Here is a 13,089-nt window from a genome sequence, read left to right on the forward strand (position 1 = left end):
TGTGTTTGCTTGTTTTCACCCGTCCCTCAACCACACCCTCACCCCCCCTCCGCCCCCCATTCTGTTTCATGGGGGCGACACATCCAAACAAATCCCCCCCCCCCCCCACCCCTCATGACACTTGGCACGCACGCGGGCGTTACGGCAGGCGCTGCCCCAGGAAGAGCGAAGCGGCGGCACCGATCATCAGCACCAGCGTCCCGAGGATCACCCAAGGGCGGCTCGCGTCGGCGTCCTTCAGCTCGTAACCGATCTGCTCGCCGAGGTCGTCGTACACGCGTTTCAGCTCGTCCGCGCTGGCCGCCTTGTAGAAGTCGCCGCCGGAAAGCCGGGCGATCTCCTCCAGCGATTGGTCGTCGACCTTCACGTCCTGCGGTTTGCCGTCGATGTCGACCGAACCGTGCGTGGTCCCGAACGAGATCGATGAGATCGGCACCTGTGCCTGCTTCGCCGCCTGCGCGGCGGTGTAGCCGCCTCGCGGTGCGTACAGGTCGTCGGGGACCGTCTGCTTGCCGTCACTCATCAGGACGATCCGGGCGGGTGGCGGGCCTTCCGCGCCACCGACGATCGCCGAGAAACTCTCGATCGACTGAAGCGCGGCGAAGATGCCTTCACCGGTGGCCGTCGACTGCGCCAGCTTCAGGTTGTCGATCGCTTTCACGACGCCGCCGCGATCGGTGGTTGGCGCGACCAGCACGGTCGCCGTCCCCGCGAACGAGATCAGCCCGAGATTGACGCCCGGCGTCATGTTCTGCGCGAACGACCGCGCCGACTCCTGGGCCGCCTTCAGCCGGGTCGGGGCGACGTCGGTCGCCTCCATCGACAGCGAGGTGTCGATCACCAGCACCACGGTGGCCCGGTTGCGGGGCACCTTCTGCTCGGCGGTCGGCCCGGCGAGAGCGACGGTCAGCACCAGCAGCGACAGCACGATGAGGATGGCAGGCACATGCCGCACCCAGCCCTGGCTCTTCGGCGCGACCTTGTCCAGCAGTTCCAGATTGGCGAACCGCATGGTGCGCTTGCGCCGCGCGCGCTGGGAGACCACGTAGCCCACGGCCACCGCGACGACCGCCAGCAGCAGCAGGAACCACCACGGCGAGGCGAATCCGGTCAGGCTCACGCGACACCACCGGACCAGCGGCGTTTGCGGGCCACCACGAACCGGACCATATCCGCGATCCAGTCCGAATCGGTGCGCAGCACCAGATGCGCGGCGCCGGCCCGGCGCAACGCGGCCGCGACCTCCTGCCGGTGTGCATGCGCCGCGGCGCCGAATTCCTTACGCAGCAAGGCCGAAGCGTGCACTTCGCGCTGTTTCCCTGTCTCCGGGTCGGCCAGTACGACGGTGCCCACGTCGGGCAGGTCGATGTCGCGCGGGTCGAGAACTTCGATGGCGATGAGGTCGTGGTGCCCGCCGAGCGCACGCAACGGGCGCTGCCATTCGGTGTCGCCGAGGAAGTCGGAGATCACGACGGCGAGCCCGCGCCTGCGCGGCGGACGGCGCAGCTTTTCCAGCGCCGCGGCGAGATCCCCGCGGACGCCTACCTCCGCACGAGGCGTCTCGGCGAGCTTGCGAACCAGGCCGCGAGCGTGCGGGAGCCCACCGCGCGCCGGGATCCGCGTGATGCTGTCCGCCCCGTTCGAGACGAGCGCGCCGATCCGGTTGCCGCCACCGCCGGTCAGATGCGCGACCGCGGCCGTCGCGCAGACGACCAGATCACGCTTCTCGCACAACGCGGTCCCGAAGTCGAGGCTCGCGGACACGTCCGCCACCAGCCACGTCTCCAATTCGCGATCGGCGACGGTCTCCCGGATATGCGGGCTCGTCGTCCGCGCGGTGACCGCCCAGTCCATCCGGCGGACGTCGTCACCGGGCTGGTACGGCCGGGCCTCCCCCGGTTCCGAACCCGGCCCCGGCACGAGCCCGAGGTGGTTTCCCTGCAGCAGACCGTCGAGACGGCGGCGCACGTCGAGTTCGAGCGTGCGCAGGCCCGCCTCCATCCGCTCCCCGCGGAGTACCGGCGGCGCCCAGGAAGGACGTTCGCCCTTCTCGTTCTTCACGCGAGTTCCTTACCTGACCGGTGCGCCGGCCGGGACCGGGCCGCCTTGCCCGGCGCCGCCCTGCGGACGGGCCGAGACCTGCGGCAACGGCACGGTCTGCAACACCCGCGTGATGATGTGGTCGATGGGGACGCCGTCGGCAAGGGCGTCGTAGGACAGCACGAGCCGGTGGCGCAGCACGTCGGGGACGACGTCGACGACGTCCTGCGGCAGCACGTAGTCACGGCCGCGGACCAGCGCGAGCGCCCGCGCGGCGGCGATGATGCCGAGGCTGGCGCGCGGCGAGGCACCGTAGGACACCCAGCCCGCGACGTCGGCGAGGCCGTGGTCGTTCGGGGTACGGGTGGTGAGCACGAGGCGGACGACGTAATCGACCAGCGCGTGGTGCACGAACACCTGCGAGGCCACGCCCTGCAGCCGGACGAGTTCACCCGGGGAGAGCACTTCCTGCGGTGTGGGCGCGGTGACGCCCATCCGGTAGATGATCTCCCGCTCTTCCTCGGCCGTCGGGTACTCGACGACGATCTTGAACAGGAACCGGTCCCGCTGCGCCTCGGGCAGCGGGTACACACCCTCGTTCTCGATCGGGTTCTGCGTGGCGAGCACGAGGAACGGGTCGGGCATCGTGAAGGTCTGGCCGCCGATCGACACGTGCCGCTCGGCCATCACCTCGAGCATCGCCGACTGCACCTTCGCCGGTGCGCGGTTGATCTCGTCGGCGAGCACGAAGTTCGCGACCACCGGGCCGAGTTCGACGTCGAACCGCTCGGCGCCCTGGCGGTAGATCCGGGTGCCGAGGATGTCGGCGGGGACCAGGTCCGGGGTGAACTGCACCCGCGAGAACGAGCCGCCGACCACTCGCGCGAAGGTCTCGACGGCGAGGGTCTTCGCGACACCGGGCACACCTTCGAGCAGGAGATGGCCCTTGGCCAGCAGGCCGACGAGCATCCGCTCGACCAGCCTGTCCTGGCCGACGATGATCCGCTTGACCTCGAACACGGTCCGCTCCAGCAACTGGGCGTCCCGCGCCGGCGTTCCGGGCTGCTGCTGCGCGCCATCGGCGTAGCCGGGCTCGGTCACTCGTGCCTCCTGTGTTCCCCGCTTGCGTTCTTGCGTCCGGATGTGACCGTAGTGGTCGGTGACACAGCCGTTCGTGAAGGTAGCCAACCGGACCACCGGTATGACGGCTGTGAAGGAGCCGCGGGGGCACGCTACGAAAACCGGTCCAGATCCTCCGGCGTGTCGATGTCGTCGCTCTCCCCCGGCTCCTCCGGCACCTCGACGAGGTCCAGCCCACCCAGCGTCCGCCGCAGCGACGCGTTCTCCACGCGCTCCGGCAACGCCGCGCGCACCGCCTCGGCCCGCCAGGCCCCCAGCAACCACTGCCGCTCACCCGAGGAGTCGACCAGAACCGCTCCGGAAGCAGTCCCGAGCGCGGCCACCAGCCGATCCACAGTGGACCTCCGGACCCCGGCGAGATCACCCGCCAGCACGACGACGACCTCCGTGCGCACCAACGCGAGCCCCGCCGCCAGCGCGGCCACCGGACCCGCTCCTGGCGAGGACTCCCGCGTCCACACGATGTCGCCGAAGCCCGGCCGCTCCGGCCCGACGACGATCACCGGGGCAGCATCCGCGAGCGCGGCCAAAGCCCTTGCCAGCAAAGGTTTCCCGCCGACGGGGAGCGCGGGTTTGTCCACACCGGACAGGCGGCGGGCAGCGCCGCCCGCGAGCACGATCCCCGCGTAGGTCACGCCTAGCCGATCAAACGGGCCGCGTACGGCATGATTCCGCCGTAGCGCACCGGCGCGACCCGCACTCGCAGACCGGACTGCGGTGCCTCGACCATCTGCCCGTTCCCGAGGTACATCGCGACGTGGTGGATGCCTCCGCCGCCGCCCCAGAAGAGCATGTCGCCCCGCCGCATCTGCGAAAGCGGCACCTGCCGCCCGGCGCTGTACTGATAGCCGCTGTAGTGCGGTAGCGAACGCACCCCGGCGAACGCGTAGATCATCAGCCCTGAGCAGTCGAAACCGGTCTTCATGTAGTCGCCGTAGCGATCCGCCGTGCCACCGTCGCGGATGCCGCGTGTCGGCCCGGAGCCGTTGCCACCGCCCCACGCGTACGGAAGTCCCAGCTGGGACAACGCCCGCTGGACGACGGCTTCGACACTCGACCCGGCGGGAGCCGACTGGACGGGCCTGCCACTCGACGGACGGCCACCGCCACCCTGGCTGGGACGGGACGCGGCGAGCGCGGCCTGACGGGCGCGCTCCTCATCCTCGCGGGCCTTCTGCGCCTTCCAGTCTTCGTAGCGCTGCCGCTGCCCCTGGAGACCGCTGACCTTCTGTTGCGCTTCGAAGAGCTGCTTCTCGACACTCGCCTTGTCGGCTTCGAGCTTGTCGTTCTGCGCGGCCTGCGTGTCCTGCACGTGCTGGGCGGCGCTCTGGGCGTTGTCGGCCTCGTGCTTGGCCGCCTCGGCCGCGCGCTTGCGCTCCTGCGCGATCTCCAGCTTCTTGCGCGCCGTCGCGTCCTTGTTGGACTTCTCGGTCTGCGCGCGCTTCATCGTGTCGAGTGCGTTGAGCCTGCTGCCGCCGACAGCGTCGAGCATCTGGGCGCGGCCGAGGAGTTCCTTGGGGGTGTTCGCGGTCAGGTACGCCGACACCGAGCCGATGGTGCTGCCCTGCTGGAAACTGGCGGCGGCGAACTTGTCGAGGTCCGCGCGCGCCTTGTCGATGGTGGTCTGCGCGGCGTCGGATTCGGTCCGCGCGCTCCGTGCCTCGCGATCGGCCTGCGCGGCCTCGTCCTGCGCGGTCTCCGAGTCGACCCTGGCCTTGTTCGCCTCCTCCATCTTCAGCTCGACGTCGTCATTGAGCTGGGAGAGCTTCGATTCGGCCTGGGCCAGCTGATTGGTGAGTCTGCCGACATCGCCTGCCTTGGCGTTGGCGTCGGCCTTGCTCGAGTTGATGTCGGAGTCGCTCGGGTTCGGCGGGGGCGGCGGGACCGCGAGACCCGTACCGGTCACCCCGAGCAACAGGGCGATGCCGAGCGCGCCGATGGTCACGCCACGGCGGACACCGGCCCCGGACCCGGTTTCACCACGCACGATCCGCCCACCTCCTGATCTTGAACAACGAGCTCACTGTGCCACTGCCGTCACAGCATTACCAGAAGCACCACCAGAAACTTACACACCGTAGGCACCATTTCCCCTCAACGGGGGACAAACAGACGAACGTTTCCCCACTCGAATGGCCGCAGTTCGCTGCGATGTTCCCCTACAGGCGTGTCGGCTTGCCAGCCAAAAAGTACAGGCGTACTGTTTGAGAAGACGACGAGGTGTGCCATCCCGGGTCCGGACTTACGGTGGGGGTGCGCAACACTCGCTCCGGGTCGGCCCGAACGACCTGGAGAACACCGAACTGACCCGCCACTGGAGTTAGAAGTGACCGCACCCGCCAGCAAGGACAGCTTCGGCGCCAAAGACACGCTGAAGGTGGGCGACGCCTCCTACGAGGTGTTCCGCCTCAACAAGGTCGAGGGCTCCCAGCGCCTTCCCTACAGCTTGAAGATCCTGCTCGAGAACCTGCTGCGGACCGAGGACGGCGCGAACATCACCGCCGACCACATCCGCGCACTCGGCAATTGGGACGCCAGCGCCGACCCGTCGATCGAAATCCAGTTCACGCCCGCCCGCGTGATCATGCAGGACTTCACCGGCGTGCCCTGCGTCGTCGACCTCGCCACCATGCGCGAGGCCGTCACCGACCTCGGCGGCGACCCGGACAAGGTCAACCCGCTGGCGCCCGCCGAGCTGGTCATCGACCACTCGGTCATCATCGACGTCTTCGGCCGCCCCGACGCCTTCGAGCGCAACGTCGAGATCGAGTACGAGCGCAACCGCGAGCGCTACCAGTTCCTTCGCTGGGGCCAGGGCGCCTTCGACGAGTTCAAGGTCGTCCCGCCGGGCACCGGCATCGTGCACCAGGTCAACATCGAGCACCTCGCGCGCACGGTCATGGCCCGCAACGGCCAGGCGTACCCCGACTCCTGCGTCGGCACCGACTCGCACACCACGATGGTCAACGGCCTCGGCGTGCTGGGCTGGGGCGTCGGCGGTATCGAAGCCGAGGCCGCCATGCTGGGCCAGCCGGTCTCCATGCTCATCCCGCGTGTCGTGGGCTTCAAGCTCACCGGCGAGATCCCGACCGGCGTGACCGCCACCGACGTCGTGCTCACCATCACCGAGATGCTGCGCAAGCACGGTGTGGTCAGCAAGTTCGTCGAGTTCTACGGCGAGAGCGTCGGCGCGGTGCCGCTGGCCAACCGCGCCACCATCGGCAACATGAGCCCGGAGTTCGGTTCCACCGCGGCGATCTTCCCGATCGACGAGGAGACCGTCCGCTACCTCAAGCTCACCGGCCGCTCCGCCGAGCAGGTCGCGCTCGTCGAGGCGTACGCCAAGGAGCAGGGCCTCTGGCACGACCCGTCGCATGAGCCGGAGTACTCGGAGTACATCGAGCTGGACCTGTCGACGGTCGTCCCGTCGATCGCCGGCCCGAAGCGCCCGCAGGACCGTATCGAACTGACGGACGCGAAGAACTCGTTCCGCAAGTCGATCCACGACTACGTCGGCGGCGAGCAGACCCCGCACACCAACGTCGACGAGGCGGTCGAGGAGACCTTCCCGGCCAGCGACCCGGCCGCCCTCTCGTTCAAGGACGAGGACGCGGTCGACATCCAGTCGGCGGCCAACGGCCACAGCGGCCGTCCGACCAACCCGGTCAAGGTCAGCACGTCGGACCGCGGCGAGTTCATCCTCGACCACGGCGCCGTGGTGATCGCCTCGATCACCTCCTGCACGAACACCTCGAACCCGTCGGTCATGCTCGGCGCGGCGCTGCTCGCGCGTAACGCGGTCGACAAGGGCCTCGCGGTCAAGCCGTGGGTCAAGACCTCGATGGCGCCGGGTTCCCAGGTCGTCACCGACTACTACACCAAGGCCAACCTGTGGCCCTACCTGGAGAAGCTGGGCTACCACCTGGTCGGCTACGGCTGCACCACCTGCATCGGCAACTCGGGCCCGCTGTCGGACGAGATCTCCGCGGCGATCCAGGAGAACGACCTCACCGCGGTTTCGGTGCTTTCGGGCAACCGGAACTTCGAAGGCCGGATCAACCCCGACGTGAAGATGAACTACCTCGCGTCGCCGCCGCTGGTCATCGCGTACGCGCTCGCCGGCACGATGGACTTCGACTTCGAGAACCAGCCGCTCGGCCAGGACACCGAGGGCAACGACGTCTTCCTGAAGGACATCTGGCCCGCGGCCCAGGAGATCCAGGAGACCATCGACTACGCGATCACGCAGGAGATGTTCACCAAGGACTACGCCGACGTCTTCGACGGTGGCGAGCGGTGGAAGTCCCTGCCGACCCCCGAGGGCAAGACCTTCGACTGGGACACGGAGTCCACCTACGTCCGGAAGCCCCCGTACTTCGACGGCATGAAGGCGGAGCCGTCCGCGGTCACCGACATCTCGGGTGCCCGCGTGCTGGCGAAGCTGGGCGACTCGGTCACCACCGACCACATCTCCCCCGCCGGCGCGATCAAGCCCGGCACCCCGGCCGCGCAGTACCTGACCGAGCACGGCGTGGAGAAGAAGGACTTCAACTCCTACGGCTCGCGTCGCGGTAACCACGAGGTCATGATCCGCGGCACCTTCGCGAACATCCGGCTGCGCAACCAGCTGCTGGACGACGTGCAGGGCGGCTACACCCGCGACTTCACCCAGGACGACGCCCCGCAGTCGTTCATCTACGACGCGGCGCAGAACTACGCGGCGCAGGACATCCCGCTGGTCGTCCTGGGCGGCAAGGAGTACGGCTCCGGTTCTTCGCGTGACTGGGCGGCCAAGGGCACCTCGCTGCTGGGCGTGCGCGCGGTGATCACCGAGTCGTTCGAGCGGATCCACCGGTCGAACCTGATCGGTATGGGTGTCATCCCGCTGCAGTTCCCGGCAGGCGAGTCGGCCTCGTCGCTCGGCCTCGACGGTACCGAGACGTTCGACATCTCGGGCATCACGAAGCTGAACGACGGCGAGACCCCGCGCACGGTCCACGTCACCGCGACGAAGACCGACGGCACCTTGGTGGAGTTCGACGCGGACGTCCGTATCGACACCCCGGGTGAGGCGGACTACTACCGCAACGGCGGCATCCTGCAGTACGTCCTGCGGAAGATGACCCAGGCGTAAGCACTTCAAACGCCGAAGGCCCCTTTTCCCGCACTTTGGGGAAAGGGGCCTTCGGCGTTTCTCGGTACTGTGCCGTATGACCCGCGGGAGAGTTCAGGTCCACAACGGCGAGCTGGCGTACGAGATCCGGGGCGAGGGCGCTCCGGTGATCCTGCTTCACGGCGGGATTCTCGACTCCCGCATGTGGGACGCCGAAATGACGGCGCTCGAAAGCCGGTACACCGCCATCCGCTACGACGCCCGCGGACACGGCGAGTCGTCGACACCGACTGAGCGATTCAGGCACTACGAAGATCTCCGCACGCTGATGACCGCCCTCGGACTCCCCCGCGCCTCACTGGTCGGCCTGTCCGGCGGCGGCCGGATCGCGGTCGACTTCGCGCTGACGTACCCGGACCTCGTCGAGAACCTGGTCCTCGTCGCGTCCGGCCTCAGTTCCATGACGATGAAGGACCCCTTTGTCTTGGAGCAGAACAGGAAACTCGAAGAAGCGGGCGCCGCGGGCGACCTCCCCGCGGCCATCGAGTGCATCCTGCGGATGTGGGTCGACGGCCCGCGGCGGGCACCGGCGGACGTCGACCAGGACGTCCGGAGGCTGTGCCAGGAGCTGTACACGCACACGATCACCCGGCACGGCCTCACCGGCTTCACGCTGATGGACGAACTACGGGCCATCGAACGCGCCGCCGAGCTGACTCCGCGCACTTTGACCCTGGTGGGTGAACTGGACGCCTCGGACATCCACGACGTCGCCGGCTTGATCGACAGCGAAGCACACGACGCCCGGAAACTCGTCGTTCCCGGGGTCGCGCATATGATCAACCTGGAGCGGCCTGCCGAGTTTTCCCGGATACTGCTGGATTTCCTGGATTGTTGAAGGGCAAGGCAAACTTGACGTCCCGGGGCGCGCGGCGGGAGCGGACCCTTCAAAGGGCCGACACCCCTTGACTGTCCTTAAGGGACAATTGTGAAATGTCACGGGTCCGATTAAGGGCTTTTGCGTGGTATCGCGAGGGGTCGTGAGTGACATGAGGGGTAAGGCAAAGGTGGCGCCTTCGGGCGGGTGGCGCCTGGGGTGGCGCGGCACCGCACTCGCGTGCTCAGACCCAGCACACCTGAGTTCGGCATCCAGCACGTGAGATCCGTCTTTAAGCACGCGAGTTACGTGCTCAAGCACGCGAGTCACGCCTTCAAGCACGCGAGTTACGTCCTTGAGCACGCGAGTCACGCCTTCGCTCTGGCCGCCAACCCCGCGAACGAGTCGGTCACAGCGAGCCCATGCACCACGCCACCTTTGCCTTATCCCTCAACAACCCGAATCGCCACTCACGACTACCTGGACCACCACGCCACCGTCGGTAGGCGGTCTCGCGCTCGTCCTGCTCCGAGCACTCCCCCGGTTTCTCCGGACGGCGGTCGACGACACGGCCGAGCGGGCGCAGCAGGACGTTGACCCCGACGATCACTCCGGTCCCCGCGAGCGCGACACTGTAAAGTCCCGCTCCCGCAAGGGATCCGACGGCCGCCGAGAACCACAGCGTGGCGGCGGTGTTGAGCCCGCGCACGTTCAGCCCGTCCCGCAGGATCACACCGGCGCCGAGAAACCCGATTCCGGAGACGATCTGGGCGGCCACCCGCGTCGGGTCGGCGTCACCACTGCTGTTCAGGCCGCCGAAACCGTGTGCGGACAGCAGGACGAACAGGGTGGTGCCGAGGCCGACGCCGGTGCCGACCCGGAGCAGCATTTCGAAGGTGAACGGCGACCACTGGCTCAAGTCCTCGTGAGTGATTTGGGTCGTTTTAACGACCCGAATCACTCACGAGCTGAACGCGTCACGGATCGTGTCACGCAGCCAGCGCTGCGCCGGATCCGCGTCGAGCCGGGCATGCCAGAGCAGGCGCACCTCGATCTCCGGCAGGTCCGCGGGGATCGGGAACCAGCGGATGCCGAGCGCCCGGCCGTACTGCTCGGCGAGGCGCTGGGGCGCGAGTCCGATGTAGTCGCTCGACGCGACCAGGAACGCGGCCACGGCCGACGTCGGGACGACGGCCGCGACCCGGCGCTGGAGCCCGGCGGCCTCTAGAACGTCGTCGAGCGGCCCACGCGCTCGGCCGCGCCGAGACGCGGAAACGTGGGGATGGCGGCAAAGCCGCGCCAGCGTTGGACGGTTCGTCTTCCCCAGCGGGCCATCGGCCCGGACGATCGCGACCACGCGTTCGCGGTACAGCAGCACCGACCGGATGTCGGGCGCCGCGACGTCGCCGGCGCCGATGTCCAGATCGACCGATCCGTCGCGCAGGGCTTCGGCGCTCTCGCTCCCTTCCCCGACGAAGCGCAGGACCACGCCCGGCGCGACCGCGGCTGTCGCTTCGACGGCCGCGGTCGCCAGTGTCGCGGCGACGCCGTCGTTGATCCGGATCGTGAAGGTACGTTCGAGGTCACCGATCGCGAGGTCACGGTCGGCGCTGATCAGCGCCGACGCCTCGTCGAGCAGCGATCGCACGCGCGGCGCGGTCCGGAGCGCGAACGGCGTCGGCACCATGCCGCGACCGGCGCGTACCAGGATCGGGTCACCCATCGCCCGCCGCAGCCTGCCCAGCGCCCGGCTGGTCGCCGGGATGGACAAATGCAGCCGCTCGGACGCGGCCGTGACACTGCTGTCCCGCAACAGCGCGTCGAATACTCGCAGGAGATTCAGATCCAGCTGGTCGACCATAGTTGCATCGTAGGCAACTAGTCTTTTCCAAAGTTGCGTGGCACGAATATGTCGCTGGTCCTTAACGTCAAGACCATGCCATTTCGAGTTGAAATCCGCGACGGCCCCGCCGTCACCCCGAGCCGTCCGGCCTCGCCGCCCGGCTTGCTCGCGCTCATGTGCGCCTGCGTCGTCCTCGTCGTCGGGATGGTCGCCGCGATCAACCTGGCCGTCCCGATGCTGGCCGCGAGCGCGCTGCACCCGTCCGCGTCGGCGCTGATCTGGATCGTCGACACCTACGTCGTCTTCTTCGCCTGCCTGGTGATCCCCGGCGGCGCCGCGGGCGATCGCTTCGGCCGCAAGGGGATCCTGGTCGCCGGCCTGGTGTTGTTCGCGGTCGGCGCGGCGCTGTCGACGGTCGCGCCGAACGTACCGTTCCTGCTGGGCAGCCGGGCGATCACCGGCATCGGCGCCGCCGCCGTGCTGCCCAACACTCTCGCCGTCCTGCTGCACGCCGTACCCGCCGAGCGCAAGGGCGTCACGATCGCCACCTGGGCTTCGATGACCGGGATCGGCGGGGTGGTCGGGAATGTCGGCGGCGGCGCGGTCCTCTCCGGTGGCTCCTGGCGTTGGCTGTTCGCCGCCGCCGTCCCGGTCTCACTGGTGCTCGCCGCGCTCGTCGCCCGGATCACGCCGGTGTCGGCGCGGCACGACCGCAGGATCGACGTGCCCGGCGCGATACTGCTCGTCGGTGCCTCGGTCGCGCTGCTGCTCGGCATCGTCGAGGGACCGGAGGCCGGCTGGGGCAGCCCGCTGGTGCTGACCGGATTCGCCTGCGCCGCGGTGTTGTTCGCCGTGTGGACGCTCGTGGAACTGAAGACGAAGCATCCTTTGCTCGACCCTCGGCTGTTCCGCGTTCCCGCCCTGCGCAGCGCCTCTCTCGGCATGACGGCGATCTTCTTCGGGATGTTCGCGCTGTTCTACGTCAACGCGTCGTTCCTGCAGTACGGCAAGGGATTCAGCGTACTGCTGACCGGACTCGGCATCATCCCGCTGACCATCCCGGTCATCGCCGGCGCGCGGCAGGTGGGACGCCTCGTCCAGCGCATCGGCCTCGACGCCGTCATCGCCATCGCTTTCGTCTTCGTCGGCGGCGGCCTGATCGGACTGTCCACAAGCGACGCCTCGACGCCGTACGCCGTCTACGCGGCCTGGCTCGTCGCGACCGGAATCGGTGTCACGCTGGCACTTCCGACACTGTCCGGTGCCATCTCCGGCTCACTGCCCCCGGCACAGGCGGGCGTCGGTGCCGGCCTGCAGGCCACCACCCGCGAGTTCGGCAGCGCGCTCGGCGTGGCGGTCATCGGCACCGTCCTCACAGGACGGTTCGTCAGCGGGCTCCCGCCGGACCTCCGGGCGAGCCACGATCCGCACACCGTCGCGCAAGCCCTCGCCGCGGCGCCCGGCCGCGCCCCTGAAGTGATCTCCGCGTTCGTCAGCAGCACGAGCACGGCCTTACGGGTGATCGGGATCAGCGTGCTCGTCCTCGGCGCGCTCGTCGTCCTGCAGTCACGACTCTCCCGCAGCCCTTGAGAAGAAGTAGTTCCCTGCTCGGCCTCGTCGCCGGTGCCACCGGCTGGCTCACCTCTGAAAGGAATCACCATGTCCGAAGTGACCGCTTTTATGTTGGTGAAGACCACACCCGAGTGGCTCGGCCTGACCGTCGAGCAACGCGTGGAGGTCTTCAAGACCGAGGTGCTCCCGGCGATCGAGAGCAAGGTGAAGGGAGTCCGGTCCCGGTTCTTCGACACCGAGTTCTACTCCGCGCGAGTGACCGACGTCTGGGTGTGGGAGGCCGACGACCATCACTCGTATCAGCTTCTGATCGAGGCTTGCGCGAGACTTCCTTCTGGGACCGGTACTTCGAGGTCGTCGACCTGCTTGTCGGCGTCGAGAACGCGTACGCCACGAACTACGACATGGACGCCTACGCGAGCGTCGACGTGTAAGCAACCAGAACGCTGAACCTCGCGAATGTCATGAGGGGTCCCCATAGGACAAATTTTGTCCTATGGGGAC

9 protein-coding genes and 2 pseudogenes are annotated in these 13,089 nt (G+C 68.3%); 4 read left to right on the forward strand and 7 right to left on the reverse strand.

Annotation, left to right across the window (positions count from 1 at the left end; all coding sequences use genetic code 11):
* Positions 1-139 precede the first annotated feature (139 nt).
* The 5 genes from AB0M65_RS35730 to AB0M65_RS35750 form a co-directional block, all read right to left on the reverse strand.
* Positions 140-1,120 (reverse strand): VWA domain-containing protein, encoded by a 981-nt coding sequence (locus AB0M65_RS35730; RefSeq protein ID WP_364038134.1) that lies wholly within the window; start codon positions 1,118-1,120, stop codon positions 140-142.
* A complete protein-coding gene (locus AB0M65_RS35735) occupies positions 1,117-2,001 on the reverse strand; it encodes a DUF58 domain-containing protein (RefSeq protein ID WP_364038155.1) in 885 nt (294 codons plus the stop codon). Before AB0M65_RS35735 ends, AB0M65_RS35730 begins: the two co-directional genes overlap by 4 nt.
* Positions 2,002-2,070: 69 nt before the next feature.
* Positions 2,071-3,141, reverse strand: a complete 1,071-nt coding sequence (locus AB0M65_RS35740; protein ID WP_364038137.1) for a MoxR family ATPase — start codon at positions 3,139-3,141, stop codon at positions 2,071-2,073.
* 131 nt (positions 3,142-3,272) lie between these two features.
* The gene (locus tag AB0M65_RS35745) at positions 3,273-3,815 is read right to left on the reverse strand and encodes an NTP transferase domain-containing protein (protein ID WP_364038140.1); all 543 of its coding nucleotides are present in this window, start codon (positions 3,813-3,815) and stop codon (positions 3,273-3,275) included.
* 2 nt (positions 3,816-3,817) lie between these two features.
* Positions 3,818-5,167 carry an NlpC/P60 family protein gene (locus AB0M65_RS35750; protein WP_364038143.1) on the reverse strand — a complete coding sequence of 450 codons (1,350 nt, stop codon included), beginning with the start codon at positions 5,165-5,167 and terminating at the stop codon, positions 3,818-3,820.
* Positions 5,168-5,506: 339 nt separating this feature from the next.
* On the opposite strand from AB0M65_RS35750, the gene acnA reads away from it, so the two are divergent.
* Positions 5,507-8,314, forward strand: coding sequence for an aconitate hydratase AcnA (gene acnA, locus AB0M65_RS35755; protein WP_364038146.1), 2,808 nt, complete (start codon positions 5,507-5,509; stop codon positions 8,312-8,314).
* 76 nt (positions 8,315-8,390) lie between these two features.
* Positions 8,391-9,191 (forward strand): alpha/beta hydrolase, encoded by an 801-nt coding sequence (locus AB0M65_RS35760; protein WP_364038149.1) that lies wholly within the window; start codon positions 8,391-8,393, stop codon positions 9,189-9,191.
* A gap of 526 nt (positions 9,192-9,717) precedes the next feature.
* Here the strand turns inward: AB0M65_RS35760 and AB0M65_RS35765 are convergent.
* Positions 9,718-10,059 (reverse strand): annotated as a pseudogene (locus AB0M65_RS35765) (MgtC/SapB family protein); the annotation flags it as partial.
* 72 nt (positions 10,060-10,131) lie between these two features.
* A complete protein-coding gene (locus AB0M65_RS35770) occupies positions 10,132-11,031 on the reverse strand; it encodes a LysR family transcriptional regulator (protein WP_364038152.1) in 900 nt (299 codons plus the stop codon).
* A 156-nt stretch (positions 11,032-11,187) separates the two neighbouring features.
* Between AB0M65_RS35770 and AB0M65_RS35775 the strand changes: the two genes are divergently transcribed.
* Both AB0M65_RS35775 and AB0M65_RS35780 read left to right on the forward strand, forming a co-directional pair.
* Positions 11,188-12,603, forward strand: coding sequence for an MFS transporter (locus tag AB0M65_RS35775; RefSeq protein ID WP_364038158.1), 1,416 nt, complete (start codon positions 11,188-11,190; stop codon positions 12,601-12,603).
* 90 nt (positions 12,604-12,693) lie between these two features.
* Positions 12,694-13,019 (forward strand): annotated as a pseudogene (locus AB0M65_RS35780) (darcynin family protein).
* The last annotated feature ends 70 nt before the right edge of the window (positions 13,020-13,089 follow it).

Origin of the sequence: Amycolatopsis sp. NPDC051071 (assembly GCF_040682875.1) — a bacterium.
Lineage (GTDB): Bacteria > Actinomycetota > Actinomycetes > Mycobacteriales > Pseudonocardiaceae > Amycolatopsis.